Raw genomic sequence first — 20,365 nt, 5'->3', positions numbered from 1 at the left:
CCCCAAGAAAGGCAACTGAAATGAAGACCCTCATCCTCGCAGCATTCCTGTCCATGGCGGCCACCCCGGCTGTCCTTGCCCAGTCGTCGCATAGCGGCATGGATCATTCCAACATGCCCATGACCGCCGAACAGATGGACGGCGCGGTCCACGCCAATGCCGTCGTCAACTCCATCGGCGACGGGACAGCAAATGTCAGCCACGATCCGATTCCGGAAATCGGCTGGCCAGCCATGACGATGGATCTGCCACTTCTGGAAGGCGCACAGATGTCGGATGATCTCACCCCGGGTGACAGCGTGATCCTGATGCTGGTGAAAGGCGACGACGGCATGTATGCCATCGGCGGAATGATGCCGAAGTAAGATTTCAGACAAACGGCAGCAGCCCATGACACCTGCCTCGGGCTGCTGCCAATACCCTTCCGCCTTCCCCAAATAGGGGTTGGTGAAATACGCAATTCCGTTTTCCCCTGATGCCGGTTCAGAACGCAATAAAGACATCGGGCTTGATAAGACTGGGACCAGAGCGATCGTTCTCTTGTCCTGATTTTTCAGGCTCTCTTTAATGGCTTTGTTGTTTTCTCGTTTGACCGACGTTCAGGTCTTACCGGTTCAGGGAAACGAAATGAAAAAGTCTTTGGGACGGATTTTTGCCGCACGTGATTGGCGGGTGGCGGCGTTCGCGGTTGTTGCCTGTATAGCATTGTCTCCAGGCGCTGCCCGGGCAGAAAGCATGACGTTCGAAAATGTCTGCAAGGGCAACAACGCGGCGTCCTGTTATGTGCGAGCCGAAGGGCAGATTACCGCGGAAACGCCCGCACTCTTTTCCAGCTACCTGAAGAATGAGCATTCCGACGGCAACAAGGTTCTGCTGCACAGCCCCGGCGGCAGTCTGATTGCCGGACTGGAACTGGGAGAACTGATCCGTGCCGGGGGAATGGAAACGGAAATCGGCATCTGGAAGTCCGAGGGCACATTCGGGGACACGGTGGACGGCGGCTACTGCATGAGCGCCTGTTCCTACGCGTTCCTGGGAGGTGAAGTCAGACGTATTCCGGACGGAAACCGTCTGGGCTTTCACCAATTCTACCTGTCCGGAGAGAGAGCTGGGCAGGTGCCGTCCAGCCAGGTGGACCAGGCACTGATGTCCGCGCAGGAACTGTCCAGCAGGATTGTACGTTACCTTCTGGAAATGGGAATCGATGCTCGCATCTTCGTTCTCGGCACGGGTGCGAAGCCGGACGACATGTTCGTTCCCGACGCGGCGCAGCTTGAGGAATTTGCCCTTGTCACGCCGGAAGGGTTCGGGGCGTTCTTTCTGGAGCCCTACAAGCAGGGTCTGGTGGCAGCAAGCAAGCGCAAGAGCGCCACGCGCCTTTATGATCTCGCGAGCCAGTTTTCCAGCTATTGCCGCAAAAACAAGCCCTACGTCCTGATCACGACCGATGGCGGTATTCTGAACCCTGATGACCTGCCGACAACAAGCATCAACATGTTTTCAGAAGGACGTGGCATCAAGGCGACAGCCACCAAGGAATTCCTTCGGGTCGTCGGTGACAGCAGCGTCGAGGTCGAAATCAACGACAAGGTTGTTGAACTGCTGTCGGTTAGCGAGCGGATCGAGTTCAGCCTGTTTCTTGGAATGTCGTCCGGTGGCGAGGTGCGCGGGGCGATCGATCTGAGCGACATGGACCGCAAGATCATCGCGGCCAGCTTCCGTTTTTGCATCAGCTAGGAGGGTGAGCCCGACAAAAGGGCTCATCACATAAACGCGACATCGGTGAATTGGTATCAAGGTGTTGTTTTCAGCGCATTTTCGCCGAATTTTGCATGTCTGACGGTCGATCGGAGGTGGCTCAAAGGTGGAGAATGACAGGGTTTGGATAGAGACTGTTAACCTAAATTTCCTACATCTCTCTCAAAGGCGTTCAACCCGAAACACTAGTCTTCTTTGTCCATGCGTATTTCCCGGAAGAATTTCTCACTTTCGAATTCGAACGATGCCGGCCAGCCAGCTTCAGCCGATGATTCCAGTCGGAAAGCGCAGGGCGAAAACCCGCTCGGGCAACCCGCCGCCACAGATGGTGAACGGGTGCCTGAGACGCGCCGGTTGCCACATGTTGCAGGCAATCCGCAGCAGCAGACAGGAGATGGAAACCGGGGGGTGGAAACCCCTTCGGACGAATCCTGCCAGAGCTATTTCTACCTTGCACCCAACGTTCGCTTCACCCGGACGCCAGACCGCGGTTCAAAGCAGCGATCTGCACCGGTAGAAAACGCGAGCGAAGTCAGCGCCAGTGAAACTGTATCCCCGGTCGAGGTAGAGCCCGTTGCGCAGCAACCTCTGGTCACGCCAAACCCCTCCCCTGTTATGCCCGCAACCATGCCAGTTGCACAGGTGATTGGTCAGCCCGCCGATGGTGGGCCTGTGAATGTGCAGGCGCCTGCCAATGACGCGCATTCTTCCACGGCGCACCTTGGTTTCCTGTCCGATCACGCCTTCTTTGAATTCATGTCCGACGACACCATCACTCCTCAGCCGGCTGCAGAAGTGCCTGCGCAGAGGGTCGTGGAGCCGGTACGAGCCGTGAGGACGGCTTACGAGGAGGTGCCTGTCGCGGGACAGGTGGCGCGGCCACCGGAGGGAATCGTGTCGCTGTACAAGGTCGTGGAATGCAACGGTTCTGCATCCCCCACGCCTACGCCTTCCTCTTCCAGACCGATTGCCGAAAGGCCAGCAAACCCGTCTCCGCAGCCGACCGGCCAAAGGCCGGCAGCACAGCAAAACCCGGAAAGCAATCAGGACGCTGCCGGTCGGTCACGAGTGTCGATTTCGATGCCAAGCCCCACACCCCGGTCCTTGTCCTCCAGCACGCAGGCTCTGCCGCCGATCGGAGCGGGATCGGGTCAAAAGTCGCTGTTCGGCAGCTACGAGTTTCCGTCTGGCGAACTGCTGCAACTGCCGCAGGATGGTCCGGGCTTCCAGATGACGCAGGAGCAACTGGAACGGAATGCGGGGCTTCTGGAAAGCGTTCTGGAAGACTTCAAGGTGCGCGGCGAGATCATCCACGTGCGCCCCGGGCCTGTGGTTACCCTTTACGAGTTCGAACCGGCCCCGGGCATCAAGTCCTCACGCATCGTCAACCTCGCCGATGACATTGCCCGTTCCATGTCGGCCATCTCCGCCCGTGTTGCGGTCGTGCCCGGCCGGAACGTCATCGGGATCGAGCTGCCGAATACGGAGCGTGAAACCGTCTATTTCCGCGAATTGATCGATTCGACCAACTTCCGCGCGACCAGCTGCAAGCTTGCGCTTAGCCTCGGCAAGACGATTGGCGGGGAGCCGGTTGTTGCCGATCTTGCGAAGATGCCGCATCTGCTGGTCGCCGGAACGACCGGCTCGGGCAAGTCGGTTGCCATCAACACGATGATCCTGTCGCTGCTCTACCGCCTGAAGCCGGAAGAGTGCCGCTTGATCATGGTAGATCCGAAGATGCTGGAACTGTCCATCTACGACGACATTCCGCACCTGCTGACGCCTGTCGTCACCGATCCGAAAAAGGCCGTGACAGCTCTCAAATGGGCCGTGCGCGAAATGGAGGATCGCTACAGGAAGATGGCACGGCTTGGCGTGCGCAACATCAACGGTTTCAACCAGCGTGCCGCCGCTGCAAGTCAGAAGGGTGAACCGGTTATCGTGTCCGTGCAAACCGGGTTCGACCGCGATACGGGGGAACCGGTCTACGAGCAGCAGGAAATGGACCTCGCTCCGATGCCGTACATCGTCATCATCGTTGACGAGATGGCGGATCTGATGATGGTCGCCGGCAAGGAGATCGAAGGCGCTATCCAGCGTCTGGCGCAGATGGCCCGCGCCGCAGGCATTCATCTCATCATGGCGACACAGCGTCCCTCGGTCGACGTGATCACCGGCACGATCAAGGCAAACTTCCCGACCCGGATTTCCTTCCAGGTCACCTCGAAGATCGACAGCCGCACGATTCTTGGCGAGCAGGGTGCGGAACAGCTGCTCGGCATGGGCGACATGCTGCATATGTCGGGTGGTGGCCGCATCAACCGTGTCCATGGCGCCTTCGTCTCGGACGAGGAAGTCGAACAGGTCGTCGCCCACCTGAAAAGCCAGGGCCGGCCCGCGTACCTTGAAACCGTGACCGCGGAAGAAGAGGAAGAGCTGGAAGAAGAGGAAGCTGTCTTCGACAAGGGTGCCATCGCGTCCGAAGACGGTGATGATCTCTACGACAAGGCGGTGAAGATCGTCCTGCGCGACAAGCGCTGCTCAACCTCGTATATCCAGCGCCGTCTCGGCATCGGGTACAACCGCGCGGCTACCCTGGTCGAGAGAATGGAAAACGAAGGCCTTGTCGGCGCGCCCAACCACGTCGGCAAGCGCGAGATCCTGGCCGGCAAGAGAGAGCAGCCGAGCGAAGAATAGATACGCAGTACGCACCAGAGTGGTGATGTCGATCTAGTGCTGCGTCTCTAGTGACCGGAGAGACGATCCAGGACGAAATCCGCACGCTTCCCGACATCCGTCTTCGGCAAGATGATTTTCTCGTAGCCAAGTTGACCGTAGGCATCGAGCAATCGCTGGTATTCTCCGACAGCTTCATCCAGGCCGTGCTGGCGGTCGGCGTCTATGGCGTAAATCTCCGGCCAGGGCGGTGTCAGAAAGACCTGAAAATGAAATCGGTTCGTTTTGCCGAGGGTGTCTGACACGGCTACGCCGGTCGCGAATTCCAGGGCAACTGCTGCGTCGATCAGCCCCCGGTCGAAGAAGACCCATCCTTCAGAGCTGTTCAATCGCTCCCTGTCACGGAATGACATGTCGATCGCTCTTCTGGCGAAGGCTTCGAGATTGACCCAGGGAAGCGCCCTCCCCTCAGCTTGCTGCTCTTCGGCGACGATCCTCCTGCCGGGTTCCGGCACGGTCTCGAAACCCCGTCGTTCCAGTTCCGCCAAAAGCGTTGACTTTCCGCCACCCGAACATCCGGACAGGATGACGTGCCGGCGGTAGGTATCGTTTTGCATCATGATTTCCTTATCAGATGCGGGCGTCTGGACTGTCAGGCGACACCCTTTGTTGGAGAGTGTCGCCATCACGGCAAAAGCTACGTTAAGCCTTGCCCACGTTTTGCCGCTGGACGCCAAGTCCTTCAATGCCCAGCTCGATCACCTCTCCGCCCTTCAGATAAATTGGCGGTTTCTGTCCCATGCCGACGCCCGGAGGCGTGCCGGTGGAAATGATGTCGCCCGGCTGCAGGCTCATGAACCGGCTGACATAGCTGACCAGGTGGGCGACACCGAAGACCATGGTCTCCGTCGACCCGTCCTGATAGCGCTTGCCGTCGACTTCCAGCCACATCTTCAGGTTCTGCGGATCGGAAACCTCGTCCCGGGTCACCAGCCAGGGCCCTGTCGGGCCGAAGGTGTCGCAGCCCTTGCCCTTGTCCCAGGTGCCGCCGCGTTCGATCTGGAATTCGCGTTCGGAAACATCGTTGATGACGCAATATCCCGCGACGTGGTCAAGGGCTTCTGCTTCCTCGATGTAGCTGCCACCCTTGCCGATCACGACACCAAGTTCGACTTCCCAGTCGGTCTTGACCGATCCGCGCGGGATCTTCACGTCGTCATTGGGGCCGCAGATCGCGCTTGTCGCCTTCAGGAAGATCACCGGTTCCTTGGGCACTTCCGCGCCGGTTTCGGCGGCATGGTCGGAATAGTTGAGGCCGATGCAGATGAACTTGCCGACATGACCCACGCAGGGACCGATACGGCCTTCCTCGAGCAACGGCAGGGTGGCCGGATCGACGGATGCGATTTTCGCCAGCCCGTCCGGCGTCAGCGTGTCGCCGGCAATGTCGGAAACGAGAGCGGAGAGATCCCGCGGCCGGTTATCACTGTCCAGAATGGCGGGCTTTTCCCGTCCGGCGTCTCCAATGCGGAGAAGTTTCATGGGGTTATCCTTGGTTTTGATGTGTGGCTTGTGACATCAGGCGGCGTCTGCGCCACCGTCTCGAAAGATGTGATGTTCGATCGAGGCCGGTTTCATCTCCACGGAAAAACCCGGCATCTGCGGCGGCATATAGGCGGCATTTCGGATGGTGCAGGGATCGACGAAATGTTCGTGGAGATGATCGACATATTCGATCACGCGTCCTTCCCTGGTTCCGGAAACCGCAACGAAGTCGATCATCGACAGATGCTGCACATACTCGCAAAGACCGACGCCGCCGGCATGCGGCCAGACGGGAGTGCCGAATTTGGCTGCCATCAGCAGAACGCTGAGAACCTCGTTGAGACCGCCCATCCGGCAGGCGTCGATCTGAACGATGTCGATGGCACCGCCTGCGATCATCTGCTTGAAGACGATCCGGTTCTGGCACATTTCACCGGTTGCCACCTTCACCGGCGCCACCGCTTCGCGGATCGCACGATGGCCGGCGATGTCATCCGGGCTGGTTGGTTCTTCGATGAAGTAGGGTTTGGCAAACGCGAGTTGCTGTACCCAGTCGATGGCCTGTCCGACGTCCCACACCTGGTTGGCATCGATCATGAGGAACCGTTCGGGCCCGAGCTCCTCCCGGGCGATCCTCAGCCGGCGGATGTCATCGGCGAGATCGCGCCCGACCTTGAGTTTTACGTGGGTATACCCAGCCTCGACCGCTTCCCGGCACAGCCGGCGCAGCTTGTCGTCGGGATAGCCGAGCCAGCCCGCCGAAGTGGTATAACAGGGATAGCCATGTGCTTCGAGCTGCGCGATCCGTTCCGCCTTGCCCGGTTCCGCCGCTTTCAGGATGGCAAGTGCCTCTTCCGGCGTGATCGCATCGGTCAGGTAGCGGAAATCAATGATGGAAACGATCTCTTCCGGGCTCATGTCCGCGACAAGACGCCAGACCGGTTTGCCGGCCTGTTTGGCCAAGAGGTCCCAGACGGCATTGACGACGGCGCCGGTGGCGAGATGCATGGCGCCCTTGTCCGGTCCGATCCAGCGCAACTGGCTGTCCGAGGTCACGTGACGCCAGAAGCGGCCGGGGTTTTCGGAGATCCAGGCAAGATCAAGCCCTGTCACCAGGTGGCGCATTGCCTCGATTGCGGCAACGCAGATGTCATTCCCGCGCCCGATGGTGAAGGTCAGGCCATGGCCTTCAAGGCCGTCGTCGTCGGTTTGAAGGACGACATAGGCCGCGGAATAGTCCGGATCGGGGTTCATGGCGTCCGAACCGTCCAGGGTTTCGGACGTCGGAAAGCGGAGATCGTACGTCTTCAGACCGGTGATTGTCGTCACGGGTTCACGTCCTCAATGAAATGTCAGATGGTCCAGCCGCCGTCGATGGCATAGGCCTGCCCGGTGGTATAGGTCGCGTTGGCAAGATGAACCGCGAGATCAGCGATCTCTTCCGGCGTACCGATCCTGCCGATCGGCTGGCGCGCGATGAAGGCGGCCCGGGCGGCTTCATAGTCGCCCTGGGCGCGCAAACGGTCCTGCAGCGAAGGGCTTTCCACCGTGCCCGGGCAGATCGCGTTGCAACGGATGTTCTGCGCCACAAAATCGGCGGCAACCGCCTTGGTCAGGCCGATCACGGCCGCTTTCGTGGTAGTGTAGACGAAGCGGTTCGGCACGCCTTTCATGGAACTTGCGACGGATGCCATGTTGATGATGGCGCCGCCTCCCCGTTCCAGCATTGCCGGCAGCACAGCCCGAATGGTCCGGATCATTGAGCGCACGTTGAGGTCGACCGCAAAGTCGAAGTCCTCGTCTTTCATGTCAAGGATCGAGCCTGCATGAACGAAACCCGCCCCGTTGAAGAGGACGTCCACCGGGCCGGTTTCGGCAACGACGGTCTGTACGTCCATATCCTTCAAAACGTCGAGGCGACGGGTTTCGATCCCTGCTGATCCTTCGAGTTCGGAAAGGGCCGTTTCGTTGATGTCCGTTGCCACAACCTTCGCGCCCCTGGCGGCAAAGGCGAGCGCCGTCGCGCGTCCGATCCCCTGTCCCGCGGCTGTCACCAGAACGGTCTTGTCCTTCACCCAGTCTGTCATGTCGGCTCCATCTGCCCCTCAGGCGGGCTTGTTCTTTCGTTCAACGATGTGGATGTGATCGGCGACGAGAACCACTTCGTCGCTTTGATTGAGAACTTCCGTCCGTTCGACCACGCGGCCGAATGCCGGGCGTTTCGGGTCATCGTCCTTGGCAACGATGGTCACGCGCGAACGGATGGTGTCTCCGATGAAAACCGGCTTCACGAAGCGCATCCGGTCGTAGCCATAGGAGAAGGCAACAGGGTTGATGATGCTGGCGGTCAGGCCGACGCCGATGGCGAACACCATGGTGCCGTGGGCAATCCGCTGGCCGAAGGGCTGGGTCTTCATGAACTCCGCGTCCATGTGATGCGGAAAGAAGTCTCCGGTATGGCCTGCGTGGACCACGAAGTCGGTTTCGGTAATCGTGCGGCCATAGGTGATGCGCTCATGGCCGAGCTCATACTCTTCGAAATAGGTCGTTTGTTCCATGACTTATGGTCTTTGTGCGAGTGGAGTTGCAGGGGACGTGGAGGAGGCATAGGCCGCTTCCACCAGAGCCATCGTGTTCCAGGCGTCTTCGACCGAACTCACCAGCTCGGCGTCCTCGCCGGACGCAAAGCGCTGGAGATTTGCCATGCGGCCGACGAAAGCGTCCGGGAACCAGGCCCCTTTCAGGGGGACGGGGATCCACTCGTCTCCACCCTTGGGGCGGATCTCCAGGATGTCCGGTTCGCCGTGTGGATAGTCGAGATTGACACCGAGCTGCAGATAGGCAGCGCCTTCCGTGCCACACACTCGGAACTCGCAAGCCTGGTGCCGGCGGCCGAACTTGTGATCGTGATTGATGGAGAGCGCACAACGCACCTTGTCGCCGTAGTCGAGGATGGCGCTGGTGCGGGTCTGGGCCATTTCATGGGACGGATGGCCGAGCGATTTCGCGTGCACGCCTTTCGGGTCCCCAAGCACCTGCCGGATCAGGTCGAGATAATGGATCGAATGCATGGTGATCTCGATCCGGGGCAGTCCTTTCAAGAAGGCCCAGAGCTCCCAGGGCGTGGCGAGAGCCAGCCAGGTATCGAAATCGACAACTTCTCCAAGCCAGCCCTTGGCGATGGCGTCCTTGAGGGCGAGCATCATCGGTGCGAAGCGGAGCTGGAAGTTGACGGCGGCGATCAGTTTGCGCTCGCGGCAGATCCTGAGAATATCCGTTGCCTGGTTCAGGTCGCTGCCCATGGGCTTCTGGATCAGCACCGGGGCCCCTTCCGGTAGCAGGCCGAGGACATCGGCATGCACCTGTGGCGGAGTGGCAAGGTCGAAGACCGCACCCGGCACACTGGCTGCTTCCTCCGCGCTGGCAAAGGCCTTGATGCCCCATTGATCCGCCAGAGCCTGCGCTTTGCCGGCATCCGGGTCATAAAGCCCCGCAATCGGAAAGCCGGCTTTCCTGTAAGCGGGGAAATGGGCATCACCGACGATGGAGCCTGCGCCGAAAGTCACGATGGGGCGTGGATTGGCGGGCCTTGGCCAATCCTGGGAAAGGCTGGCCGGATCGAAAGCTTCAGTCATGATGGAAGACCTCTTCCATCATCGCCCACCACTCGCCGTCCTTTCGGGTGTCTAGCGGCTTCTGGCAGGGCATGCAGACACCCCACCATTCCTGCGTTTTCGGATCGGCGGCCATCTTCGCGGCATCGGCCTCAAAGTCCGTGCCGTGATATTCCCAGTAGCCGAAGAGCAGATTTTCCGGCTCCTTCAGGAAGATGGAATAATTCCGGATGTTGCATTTGGAGATCATGTCGAGGATCTCCGGCCAGACCGCAGCGTGCAACCGCTTGTATTCGGCAACTTTCCCCGGCTCGAGACCGATCACCATGCCCATGCGCTGCATGACCTACGCCTCCTGCCGGGTGATTGTGCTGGTGAACTCGGGAATGCTCTTTCCGCGCACCGCGTCCCAGTCCCAATCAATGCCGATGCCCGGTTCCACGGGTGCGAGCGCATGACCGTTTTCAATTGTCATACGGCTATTGGTCAGTTCGTCGAGCTGCGGAATGTACTCGACGTATTTGCCGTTCTGCACGGCACAGGTCAGGCTGACGTGCAGCTCCATCAGGAAGTGCGGACAGATCGGCATGTCGAAGGCTTCCGCAGCATGGGCAACCTTCAGCCAGGGGGTGATGCCGCCGATCCGTCCGGCATCGACCTGCACCACAGAGCATGCTCCGGCCTGCATGTATTCCCGGAAATGCCGGATCGAATAGAGCGACTCGCCGACAGCGACCGGCGTCGAAGTTCTCTGCGACAGGCGCACATGGCCACCGATGTCGTCGGCGGGTAGCGGTTCCTCGAACCAGGCAAGGTCCAGGTCCCGCAGGCGGTCGGCGCGCCGGATGGCTTCATCAACGGTGAAGCCCTGATTGCAGTCGGTCATGATCTCATAGCCGTCACCGACGGCGGCACGCACGGCGGCAAGCCGCTCGTAGTCCTCGGAGACATGCGGGCGGCCGATCTTGACCTTCGATCCGGTAAAGCCCTTTGCCTTGGCCGCAAGAGCATCCTCGACCAGGGCTTCGGTTTCGATGTGCAGCCAGCCGCCTTCGGTCGTATACAGCGGGCAACGGTCCTTGGCTCCACCCGCCAGCTTCCAGAGCGGCAGCCCCATCTTGCGCGCACGCAGGTCCCAGAGGGCCGTGTCGATGGCGGCAAGCGCAATGGAGGAAATGGCGCCGATCGTGGTGGCGTGGGTGAAGAACTCCAGTTCGTGCCAGATGCCCTCGATCATGTCTGCGTCACGGCCGATCAGAACCGGGGCGAGATGGTCCGCAAGAAGCCGCATGACCGACGATCCACCGGTGCCGATCGTATAGCTGTAGCCTGTGCCCGTCGCACCGTCCGCATCAGTGATTGTGACGATCGGTGTTTCCTGGCTGACGAAACTCTGGATCGCATCGGTTCGCTTGACCTTCGGAACCAGGTCGACCATGCGCAGTTCGACTTTTTCAATCCGTGCCATGCGTTCAGCTCCTCAAGGTCTGTTCGGTGGCGGCATCGAAGAGATGTGCCTGGCTGAGGTCGAAACTGAGATCGATCTTGTCACCGGTGTGCAGCGCCTTCGGGTTGAGCATGCGCGCAATCCAGTCCTCACCAGCGAACTCCGCAAAGACCAGGGTCTCGTTGCCGAGCGGTTCGGTGATCGAGACTGGCACCTGCGTCGTGTGCACGTCATGGGCTTCGCCGGAATGCAGGCCATGTCCTGCCGGATACAAATCGTCCGGTCTCAGGCCGAACACGACCTTCTGGCCAACGCTGACCGCGTTCCGGAATTGCATCGGCAGCGGCAGGCTGGCGCCATTTGCGAAGGCGAGCTTGCCATCGTCGATGACCGCTTCGCGCAGGTTCATGGTCGGCGAACCGATGAACCCGGCGACAAAGCGGGTCCTTGGGCGCTGGAAGACTTCCTCCGGCGTGCCGACCTGTTCGATATGGCCGTCGCGCATGATCACGATACGGTCGGACAGGGTCATGGCTTCCACCTGGTCGTGGGTCACGTAGATGACCGTCGACTGGACCTTGGAATGCAGTTTCTTGATCTCCGTGCGCATCTGCATGCGCAGCTTGGCATCAAGGTTGGAAAGCGGTTCGTCGAACAGGAACACATCCGGATTGCGCACGATGGCGCGGCCCATGGCAACACGCTGGCGCTGGCCGCCGGAAAGTTGGGACGGCCGTCGTTCCAGAAGGGCCTCGAGGCTGAGCGTGCGCGCCGCTTCCGCGACCGCCGCATCGATCTCTGCCTGAGATTTTCCGGCGATCTTGAGCGAAAATCCCATGTTCTCTGCAACCGTCATATGCGGGTAGAGCGCATAGGACTGGAAGACCATGGAGATGTTGCGTTGGCGCGGCGGCAGGTCATTGACCACCCGGTCGCCGATGTGGATTTCGCCACCCGAGATGTCCTCCAGCCCGGCGATCATGCGGAGCGAGGTCGACTTGCCACAGCCGGACGGGCCGACCAGCGCGATGAACTCCCGGTCCTTGACCTCAAGGTTGATGGAATGAACCACCTCCAGTTGCCCGTATTTCTTGACCAGGTTTTTCAAAGAGACGGTAGCCATGTCTATCCCTTCACTGCGCCGGAGGTGAGGCCGGAGACGAGGTGTTTTTGTACGATGAATGTCAGGGTGAGTGCCGGAATGATCATGACCACGGCCAGCGCGCACATGCCCCGCCAGTCGATGGTGAATTCGGCGGTGTAATCCAGCAGACCGACCGGTAGCGTCTTGGAATTGGTCGACCGGGTGAGCTGGGATGCCAGCGCGAATTCGTTCCAGGAAATCAGGAAGGCGAAGATACCGGCGGAGGCGATGCCTGAACGCGCCAACGGAAATTCAACCTGCCAGAAGGCTTGCCACCGGGTGCAGCCGTCGATCTGGGCCGCTTCCGCAAGATCCCGGGGGACCTGGCGGAAGAAACCATCGATCAGCCAGACCGTGAAGGGCACGTTGAGTGCCACATAGGCAAGGATCAGTCCGAAGTGGGTGTCGATGATGCCGATCTTGGCATAGACGAAGAACAGCGGCAGTGACAGCGCGATCCCTGGCACGGTCCGCGTGAGCATGAAGCCGAGGAAAATGGCCGACTTGCCGCGGAAGCGGTAGCGCGCAAACGCGTAACCACCGGCCATGCCGACCGCCAGGGCGATCACGGTCGAGGTGACCGAGATGATCAGTGAATTGCGGAAATACTCCAGCACCGGAATGCCGCCTTGGCCAACGCCGGAGAACATTGCCACATAGGCATCGAACGACAGCTCGCGCGGGATCCAGACCGGCGGTTTGGCCATGATCTCGACTGTCGGGCGGAGCGAGGAAAGAACGATCCAGACCCCCGGCAGACAGATGATCGTCATGGCGAGGAACAGTCCGATAAGGTGGCCGGCCTTCAGGAAACGGCCCTTGAGGCGATGTGCGGTATTCTCGTCCATGATCACCACTCCGCGCCGATCTGCTGGCGGGCCTTCGCGAGTTGCCGGAAGAACAGCGCCGTGAACAGGATTGAAAGAAGAATGGCGATGTAGGCCATGGCATTGGCCAGCCCCATGCGCGCGTCGGAATAGGCGGTGCGGGCAATCATCGTCCAGAGGATCTCGGTACGCCCGGCAGGGCCGCCATCGGTCATGATCTTGACGATGTCATAGGCGCGCGCGATGTCGAGCGAGCGGATGGTCATGGCGATATAGGCAAAGGGCATGATGAACGGCCAGGTCACATAGCGGAAGCTCTGCCACGAGGTGCAACCGTCCACCTTGGCCGCTTCCAGCGGCTCGCGCGGCATGGCCATCAGGCCCGCCAGAATGAAGATCGCGAAGACCGCGGTGGACGACCAGATTTCCGCAATCAGGATGGAAATGAAGGCAAGCTGTCCGTCGATCAGCCAGGGAATGGCGATATCCGTGAGCCCGAGCGATTGCAGGGCGTTGTTCACGACGCCGATGTTGTCGTTGAACATGAACTTGAACTGGAAGCCGACCAGAACCGGCGAGAACATCATGGGAAACATCATGATGGTGCGCAGGATCCGCTGTCCGCGGGTGGCCTTTTCAACAAGCAGCGCCAGGCCCAGGCCGAGCAGCATTTCCAGGTTGAGCGCGAAGGTCAGCAGCAGCACCGTGCGGCCGAAGGCGACCCAGAAATCCATGTCCGTCAGAAGCCGCACGTAGTTGCGGAAGCCGATGAACGTATAGATCGTGTCCGGCCGGGTCAGGCGGAACGGCGTGAAACTTGAATACAGTGACAACAGGAGTGGCACGACCACCACTGCCGCCAGGACGATAAACGCCGGCAGCAGCAGAAGCACATGCGGCGCGGGCTTCCAGCCTCTCATTCTATCCTCATATCGTTTTACGAAAGGAGCTAGCCGACCCGCGAATGTCGTGCGCGGGAAACCCGGCGGGATCAGGCGCGGCAGGGCCGCGCCTGTCCTTGAGCGAGCTTAGAGCTCTCCGGCATCCTGCAGGATTTCGGTGGCCTCGGCCGCTGCATCGTCAAGTGCCTGCTGGGGCGTCTTGTCGCCGAGAATGGCAGCCTGCAGCTGCGGGTAGACCGCGTTGGAGATCTCGATCCAGGACGGAGACTGAGGAACCGGGTAAGCGCCTTTGGCGGCTTCCTGGAAGGCCTGCAGAACTTCCTTGCGGAACGGGTCGTCGGAGGCTTCCGCGATCACCCAGTCCCAGACGGCGTCGCGCGTCGGCAACGGTCCGCCAGCTGCTTCCTGCTTCTGGCTGTCCTCGTTGGTCAGGAACCAGACGAGGGAAGCTGCGGCTTCCTTGTTCTCGCAGTTTTCGGTGACGGAGAACCCGTGATGTCCCGACCATCCGGTCCGGGCACCCGAGGAGCCCTTGGGCGGTGCAACGACACCAACATCTCCGGCCACCTTGGAAGCACCCGGGTCGTTGAAGAAGCCGGCCCAGCCCGGCCAGTCCAGGTTGATGGCAACCGTGCCGGAGGCAAATCCCTGGCCCAGGTCGTCCCACAGGTAGTTGGTTGTACCGGCGGGAACGGCTTTCGCTTTGTAGAGATCCACGAACCAGTTGAGCGCACGTACACCGGCTTCCGAATTGAACGCAGGCTTGCCATCGGCATCCAGGTATTCGCCGCCTTCCGCGCGCAGCATTTCATAGAAACGGCCGTTGATGGCCTCTTCCTTGCCGGCAAATTGCGTGCCGTAGAAGTCCGGCGGATTGGCGAAGAACTCGGCCTGATCGGTCACCTGCTGCCAGGTGTCCGGCGGCGTCAGGTCATAGCCGTATTTTTCCTTGAACTTCGCCTTGTTGTCTTCGTCCGCATAAAGGCTCTTCTGGTAGTAGAGCGCGGAAACATCGAACTGGGCGCGCGGCAGCATCACCAGCTTGCCGTCAAGCGTCGAGGCGGAGATGTTGGCATCGACGAAGGCGTCGATTTCTTCCTTCGGCAGCAGTGCTGCAAGGTCGGTGTAGATGCCCGGATACTGCGGCGCGAAGGATGAGTGGTTCGAACCCACACACCAGTTCAACGCACCCACGGCGATGTCCGACTTGATCTCCTTGTCGAGGTCGAAGTGGTTCTTCTTGGAGATGACGTTGACCTTGGCCCCCGTCGCCGCCTCCCATTCGCCGATGCGCGCATAGAGCTTTTCGTACTGCTGGCCACCGATCAGCTTGGCATCGATCGTGACCCCGTCAAACTTGCCCGGCAGATCCTGCGCGAGCGCAGAGCCAACGGCAAAAAGAGCGATAACGCCGGCGGACGCGCCGGCCAATAGATTTTTCATGAGCCTCCTCCCGAGACTTTCAAAGAAGGCGGGTGCCCGCCCAAACAACTCACTAATGAGTGGTTCATTTATATACAAACATGCTCTTCATTTATGGTCAAGCTGCTCCGGCGCATTCTTGTTTGTTTTTCGAGAAGGGTGTGCGTATATGAATATTGCACTTCATGGAGAAAAGTATGGAACAGGAAGAGGATCGATACCGGGCGCCCGCCCTCGACAAGGGGCTCGATATTCTTGAACTTCTTGCAGGCATTGACGGCGGATTGACCCAGGCAGAGATCGCCAAGCATCTCGGCCGCAGCCCCAACGAATTCTACCGCATGCTGGACCGGTTGGTGCGTCGGGGTTACGTCACAAGGATCGACGGTGACCGCTACTCGCTGACGCTCAAGCTCTTCGGTCTGGCGCAGTCCCATGCGCCGGTCCGCCGTCTCGTTTCCTTTGCAACGCCCTTCATGCGCGACCTTGCGGAAAAGACGCTCCAGGCAAACCAGCTCTCCGTCTTCGACCGTGGATCGGTCGTCGTCGTCGCGCAGCAGGAGGCACCGAGCTACTGGGGGATCTCAATCCGCGTCGGCTCGAATATTTCGCTCTACGACACCGGATCCGGTCACGTTCTTCTGGCCTTCAGGCCGCAAGAGGAACGCCTGATGATGATCAACGAATATTCCCGCAGCACCGAACATCCGACCGTCGAGAAGGAGTTCTTCGACCGGCTCGACCAGATTTCGGAACGCGGCTACGAAATGATGCCGAGCCTCCAGACTGCCGGTGTCTACAACCTGTCCGCTCCGATCCTCAGCCCGGACGGACGGGCCATCGCGGCGCTGACTGTTCCTTTCATCACGCTGGTGAACACCCCGCAGGCCCCCGACATCACCGGGACGTTGGAACTTCTGACCAGGACCGCGCGACAGTTGTCGGAACTGACCGGAACGGACGGCAAATCGGCCGAATAAATTCTTATTTGAATAATCTATTTTCCTGTGGAAGGATTGTCCGGCTATTTGCGAGGAGGAGCAGCATGATCGTCGACACCCATCTTCATGTCATAGACCGGTCGGCTCTGGACTATCCGTGGCTGGCGGGTGTCGAACCGCTCAATCGGGACTGGACATATGAGACCTATGCCCGTGATGCGCGGCGCGCAGGCATTTCGACCACGCTTCACATGGAGGTCGATGTCGCTGAACCCCTCATCGAAGCTGAGACAGGATATGTCGGCACTCTGGCAAACCGGCCGGACAGCCTCATCAAGGGGGCAATTGCGTCTTGCCGTCCCGAGGAGGAAAGCTTTGCTGCCTATCTGGAGCGGCAGCAGGCAAATGAGCTTGTGAAGGGTTTCCGGCGTGTGTTGCACGTCATGCCGGACGAGTTGTCCGATCAGCCTTTATTCCGGGAAAACCTGAAGCGCCTTGGCGGCACGCGCTTCACCTTCGACCTCTGCGTCCTGCCCCGCCAGCTTGAGCGGGCAATGGAGCTTGTCGATCTGGCTCCCGACGTCACCTTCATACTGGACCATTGCGGTGTACCGGATATCGCCGCCGACGAACGCCAGCCCTGGCAGGAGCGGGTTACGGAACTCGCAAAACGCCCCAATGTCTGCGCCAAGATCTCCGGGATCGTAGCCTATGCCGATCCTGAAAGCTGGATTGCCGAGACCCTGCGCCCCTGGGCGGAGCACACCATTCAGGCATTCGGCTGGGACCGTGTTGTCTGGGGCAGTGACTGGCCGGTCTGCACGCTTGGTGGCGGCTTGCTGGCATGGGTTGCTGCGACCCACGCTCTGCTGGAAGGCGTCAGCGAGGATGAACGTACAAAGCTGCTGTCTGGAAACGCAAAACGTATCTGGCAGCTTTGATCAACTGAACCGCGCCCCCAATGTGATTGGAGGCGCGTTTGGATGGTTGTCCGCAGACGCATTGTCTTGGAAGGGCTTACTCAAAACTCCCGGCGAAAAGCGCATTGATGTCGCCGATGACGGATTGCGCTGTCTCACCACCTTGCAGGCCCAGGTTCAGCCGTTCTGAAGCTGCTGCCTGAAATGCCATGTAGCCCTTGTGGCGCGGACGGACCCAGGCGTTGTCCAGGGTCCGGCGGGTGTTGCGGTAAAAGTCGTTTGTCACATCATTGACGGTCTCGTCAGACCAGCCGTCCGCATGACCAGGCTGGCCACCGGCAGCTGCAAAAGGCCCGCGCTGCACTGGGCCACTTGCAATCCAGAGAGCGAAGTCTGCAGCGTTCGAGACATGGTTCGAAAATGCGGAAACGGCAATGCCGGTGCCACCAAGTGCGGAGCCCGTCGGGCCGTTGTCACCGGCAGCAGGGATATCGGCAAAGGACAGGCGTTTCGGCCTGAAGCCTTCGATACCGTAGTTGACGTACCCGTAGATCAGGGGAACACAGGCAATCGGGCTGTCCGTCTTGCACATCTCCTCAAAGACCGCGATCGGGTCCATGCCATAGCACCGGTCAGGAACGTGTCGCATCAGGCGCGAGATCAGCTCATAGACCGTTGCGCCGTTCTCAACCGAAATAAGCTCGCCCGGTCCTGTCGTCGTGCAGGGTGTTCCAAGGTTTGCCGACAGGGTGAAGAAGGTCATCAGCGAATGGGGCGGGCGCATCGGGATCAGCACCTTGCCCGCTTCCGCCAGTTCAAGGACTTCATCGAAGCGTGTGGGTGCCGCGCCGATGAGGTCTGCCCGATAGGCCTGGATCTGCGCTGCGGCGTCGATCGGATAGGCCCACTGGTGGCCCTCCCAGAAATAGCTTTCATAAGAACCGCCGACACTGCCATTGGCGACGGCCTGCCGGTTTTGCGGATCCCCTTGTTTGTCGAGTGGAGCAAGACAGTTCTGCGTGGTGATTTCACCAACGTGCGGATGGTCGATGACGATCAGATCATATTGGCGCGCGAGATCTTCGACCGGGTAGGATTCGAAGTCCTGAAGCGAGCGTTTGTCCCAGTCGATCCCGACACCCGTCTGCTCTTCCCAGAGCTTCGAGCAGGCAACCATGGGCTCGTAGCCGCGCGGGTGGCTCCAGGTCATGCCTTTCAGGCGAGCGGCGCTCATAGGCCGAACTCCTTCTCGATCGCGGCCGTGTGTTCGCCGACGCGCGGTGCAGCCCGGGCGATTTTCGGACGGGCGCCGTTCACTCTCAACGGGGAGCGGGTTGTCAGGATCGAGACATTGTCTTCACGCTCGACGCGCTGCAGCAGGTCCAGTCCGTTGAACCCTTCGCTTTCCAGTAGGCTGTCCCAGTCGAGCACCGGCGCACACCAGATGTCGGCGGGTTCGAAAACGGACATCCAGTCGTCGACCGTTCGTTCGGCAATCGCGCCTGCGATCAGCTTCTTGATCGTCTCGCGTTCGGAAAACCAGACCGCCGGATCGCCGCAATAAGGCTCGAGAGCTTCCAGCTCCATCAGGTCACGCAGTTTCGGGATCGGCGTCATGGCAACCGCAATGTACCCGTCCTTTGCCTCATACACGCCGTAAGGCGCGGAGAGATAGGCATGTGCGTTGCGGAAACCGGACCGTTTCGGCATGCGCCTTCCGTCGTTGAGATAGGTGGTCAGAACCTCGAACTGGAAGTCGACCAGAGCTTCGAGAAGGCTGGTCTGGACATGGCTGCCCTTGCCGGTAACACCGCGCCGGACGAGGCCAGCAAGAAGGCCCTGTGCCAGGGCAGCCCCTGCGAACATGTCGCCGACGGCAAGTCCCATCGGTACCGGGCCGTCACCGTCGTTGCCGCTGAGCCACATGAGGCCCGAACGTGCCTGGGCAAGCAGATCCTGCCCTGGGCGGGCAACCCATGGGCCGTCTTCCCCGTAACCGCTGATCGAGCCGTAGACCAGACCCGGATTGATTGTCCGTACGGTCTCGTAGTCGAGGCCCAGCCGTTCGATCACGCCGGGCCGGAAATTCTGGACCAGCACGTCGGCCTTGGCGATCAGGCGCTTGAGACGGTCTATGTCCTCCGGCTTCTTCAAGTCGACGGCGAGGCTTTCCTTGCCGCGGTTGATGGCGTGAAAGATGGTCGAATCCCCGCCGATTTCCGTGTCGCTCAGATAGAGGCTGCGCGACAAGTCTCCGGAGCCCGGCCGTTCGATCTTGATAACGCGCGCGCCAAGATCCTGCAGGCGCAGGGTGGCATAGGGACCGGAGAGAAACTGGCTCATGTCGAGCACGGTGATCCCGGCGAGCGGTAGTTCTGAAGTGGAGTTCATGTCGGTTCAGGCCCGGTTTTCAGGTTCTGTCCGGTCCGCATGGGCGGCCGGATTGCGGTATTTCACGGTTTGCAGATGCTCGCAGTAGAGGACGAGTTCCCCTGCCCCCTTGAAGACTTCGTAGGACGCCCGAATGAGGCCCATCTCTTCGTATTTCGGCTTCTTGTCGAGGTTTGTCCGGACCGTATAGATCGTGTCGCCAATGAAGACCGGCTTGATGAAGCGCAGCTTGTCGTAGCCATAGGAAAACGCGTTGACGCAGTTCGTGGCGACAAGGCCGAGGCCTGCGGAGAAGATGAACGCTCCGGCAACCAGTCTCTTGCCGAAGACCCCTTCCGTTTCTGCGAACATCTGGTCCTGCACATAAGGGTGAATGTCGACGACCAGCGTGTTGAAGAGGTGGCTTTCGCCTTCGGCGATCGTCCGACGCAGGGAGCGTATGCAATGCCCCGGCTGCCAGTCTTCGTAAAACCAGTTTTCCGAATTCCAGACCGGGATGGCCGCATGTGCCGCCGGCATATCCTTCGGCAGCGTGCTGTCGATCCCGACCGTCGGTGCGAATGACGTTTCCATGGCTCCTCCCAACTTCTTATGTGAATACTATATTCACATATGATTTTTAGAAGCAAGGGTTCTGTTCTTCCCGGTGCATGACTGGAAGGCGCCATCGCAGGCCCTGCAGGTAATGAGCCAACAGTAAAGAAGCTGCAGCGAGCTGGGTGTGCCGATCCATTCAGGGGATTGTCCGGGTGTGTGCAGGGTTCGTCGGGAATTGAAC

20 protein-coding genes are annotated in these 20,365 nt (G+C 60.0%); 5 read left to right on the top strand and 15 right to left on the bottom strand.

The window, feature by feature from the left end; translation table 11 throughout:
* The first annotated feature begins 20 nt into the window (after positions 1–20).
* From ACYQ6M_RS26535 to ACYQ6M_RS26525, 3 genes are all read left to right on the top strand, one after another.
* Positions 21–365 carry a copper-binding protein gene (locus ACYQ6M_RS26535; protein ID WP_168693698.1) on the top strand — a complete coding sequence of 115 codons (345 nt, stop codon included), beginning with the start codon at positions 21–23 and terminating at the stop codon, positions 363–365.
* A gap of 370 nt (positions 366–735) precedes the next feature.
* Positions 736–1,737, top strand: a complete 1,002-nt coding sequence (locus ACYQ6M_RS26530) for a COG3904 family protein (protein WP_460076554.1) — start codon at positions 736–738, stop codon at positions 1,735–1,737.
* Between the two features lie 222 nt (positions 1,738–1,959).
* Entirely contained in the window at positions 1,960–4,455 is a 2,496-nt protein-coding gene (locus ACYQ6M_RS26525; protein ID WP_460076552.1) for a DNA translocase FtsK, read from the top strand.
* 47 nt (positions 4,456–4,502) lie between these two features.
* Here the strand turns inward: ACYQ6M_RS26525 and ACYQ6M_RS26520 are convergent, their stop codons facing one another.
* From ACYQ6M_RS26520 to ACYQ6M_RS26465, 12 genes are all read right to left on the bottom strand, one after another.
* Positions 4,503–5,051 (bottom strand): AAA family ATPase, encoded by a 549-nt coding sequence (locus ACYQ6M_RS26520; RefSeq protein ID WP_460076549.1) that lies wholly within the window; start codon positions 5,049–5,051, stop codon positions 4,503–4,505.
* Positions 5,052–5,136: 85 nt separating this feature from the next.
* A complete protein-coding gene (locus ACYQ6M_RS26515) occupies positions 5,137–5,976 on the bottom strand; it encodes a fumarylacetoacetate hydrolase family protein (RefSeq protein WP_075284566.1) in 840 nt (279 codons plus the stop codon).
* 36 nt (positions 5,977–6,012) lie between these two features.
* Positions 6,013–7,308: an L-fuconate dehydratase gene (locus tag ACYQ6M_RS26510; protein ID WP_460076547.1), complete on the bottom strand. Its 1,296-nt coding sequence runs from the start codon at positions 7,306–7,308 to the stop codon at positions 6,013–6,015.
* A gap of 23 nt (positions 7,309–7,331) precedes the next feature.
* Positions 7,332–8,066: an SDR family oxidoreductase gene (locus ACYQ6M_RS26505; RefSeq protein WP_023001330.1), complete on the bottom strand. Its 735-nt coding sequence runs from the start codon at positions 8,064–8,066 to the stop codon at positions 7,332–7,334.
* Positions 8,067–8,084: 18 nt separating this feature from the next.
* Positions 8,085–8,537 (bottom strand): MaoC/PaaZ C-terminal domain-containing protein, encoded by a 453-nt coding sequence (locus tag ACYQ6M_RS26500; protein ID WP_023001329.1) that lies wholly within the window; start codon positions 8,535–8,537, stop codon positions 8,085–8,087.
* Positions 8,538–8,540: 3 nt separating this feature from the next.
* Positions 8,541–9,614: a Gfo/Idh/MocA family protein gene (locus ACYQ6M_RS26495; protein WP_460076545.1), complete on the bottom strand. Its 1,074-nt coding sequence runs from the start codon at positions 9,612–9,614 to the stop codon at positions 8,541–8,543.
* Entirely contained in the window at positions 9,607–9,936 is a 330-nt protein-coding gene (locus ACYQ6M_RS26490) for an L-rhamnose mutarotase (protein WP_460076543.1), read from the bottom strand. Before ACYQ6M_RS26490 ends, ACYQ6M_RS26495 begins: the two co-directional genes overlap by 8 nt.
* A 3-nt stretch (positions 9,937–9,939) precedes the next feature.
* On the bottom strand, positions 9,940–11,061 hold the full coding sequence (locus ACYQ6M_RS26485) for a mandelate racemase/muconate lactonizing enzyme family protein (protein ID WP_023001326.1): 1,122 nt from the start codon (positions 11,059–11,061) through the stop codon (positions 9,940–9,942).
* Positions 11,062–11,065: 4 nt separating this feature from the next.
* Complete coding sequence (locus ACYQ6M_RS26480; protein ID WP_023001325.1) at positions 11,066–12,163, bottom strand: ABC transporter ATP-binding protein; 1,098 nt, start codon at positions 12,161–12,163, stop codon at positions 11,066–11,068.
* 2 nt (positions 12,164–12,165) lie between these two features.
* Positions 12,166–13,032: a carbohydrate ABC transporter permease gene (locus ACYQ6M_RS26475; RefSeq protein ID WP_031269448.1), complete on the bottom strand. Its 867-nt coding sequence runs from the start codon at positions 13,030–13,032 to the stop codon at positions 12,166–12,168.
* A gap of 2 nt (positions 13,033–13,034) precedes the next feature.
* Positions 13,035–13,931 (bottom strand): carbohydrate ABC transporter permease, encoded by an 897-nt coding sequence (locus tag ACYQ6M_RS26470; protein ID WP_023001323.1) that lies wholly within the window; start codon positions 13,929–13,931, stop codon positions 13,035–13,037.
* 108 nt (positions 13,932–14,039) lie between these two features.
* Positions 14,040–15,356 (bottom strand): ABC transporter substrate-binding protein, encoded by a 1,317-nt coding sequence (locus tag ACYQ6M_RS26465; protein ID WP_023001322.1) that lies wholly within the window; start codon positions 15,354–15,356, stop codon positions 14,040–14,042.
* A 176-nt stretch (positions 15,357–15,532) separates the two neighbouring features.
* Between ACYQ6M_RS26465 and ACYQ6M_RS26460 the strand changes: the two genes are divergently transcribed.
* Together ACYQ6M_RS26460 and ACYQ6M_RS26455 are read left to right on the top strand one after the other, a co-directional pair.
* The gene (locus ACYQ6M_RS26460) at positions 15,533–16,315 is read left to right on the top strand and encodes an IclR family transcriptional regulator (protein WP_023001321.1); all 783 of its coding nucleotides are present in this window, start codon (positions 15,533–15,535) and stop codon (positions 16,313–16,315) included.
* 65 nt (positions 16,316–16,380) lie between these two features.
* On the top strand, positions 16,381–17,217 hold the full coding sequence (locus tag ACYQ6M_RS26455; protein ID WP_023001320.1) for an amidohydrolase family protein: 837 nt from the start codon (positions 16,381–16,383) through the stop codon (positions 17,215–17,217).
* A gap of 76 nt (positions 17,218–17,293) precedes the next feature.
* Here the strand turns inward: ACYQ6M_RS26455 and ACYQ6M_RS26450 are convergent, their stop codons facing one another.
* Genes ACYQ6M_RS26450 through ACYQ6M_RS26440 form a run of 3 tightly spaced genes read right to left on the bottom strand, consistent with a single transcriptional unit; the run spans position 17,294 to position 20,160 of the window.
* A complete protein-coding gene (locus tag ACYQ6M_RS26450; protein WP_460076539.1) occupies positions 17,294–18,430 on the bottom strand; it encodes a type 2 periplasmic-binding domain-containing protein in 1,137 nt (378 codons plus the stop codon).
* Positions 18,427–19,587, bottom strand: a complete 1,161-nt coding sequence (locus ACYQ6M_RS26445) for a CaiB/BaiF CoA transferase family protein (RefSeq protein ID WP_229005934.1) — start codon at positions 19,585–19,587, stop codon at positions 18,427–18,429. The genes ACYQ6M_RS26450 and ACYQ6M_RS26445 overlap by 4 nt, the downstream gene beginning before the upstream one ends.
* A gap of 6 nt (positions 19,588–19,593) precedes the next feature.
* Positions 19,594–20,160: a MaoC family dehydratase gene (locus ACYQ6M_RS26440; RefSeq protein ID WP_055661068.1), complete on the bottom strand. Its 567-nt coding sequence runs from the start codon at positions 20,158–20,160 to the stop codon at positions 19,594–19,596.
* Positions 20,161–20,365: the final 205 nt, after the last annotated feature.

It is taken from the genome of Roseibium sp. ROS1, from assembly GCF_054658215.1.
This window is presented reverse-complemented; position numbering and strand designations above follow the sequence as displayed.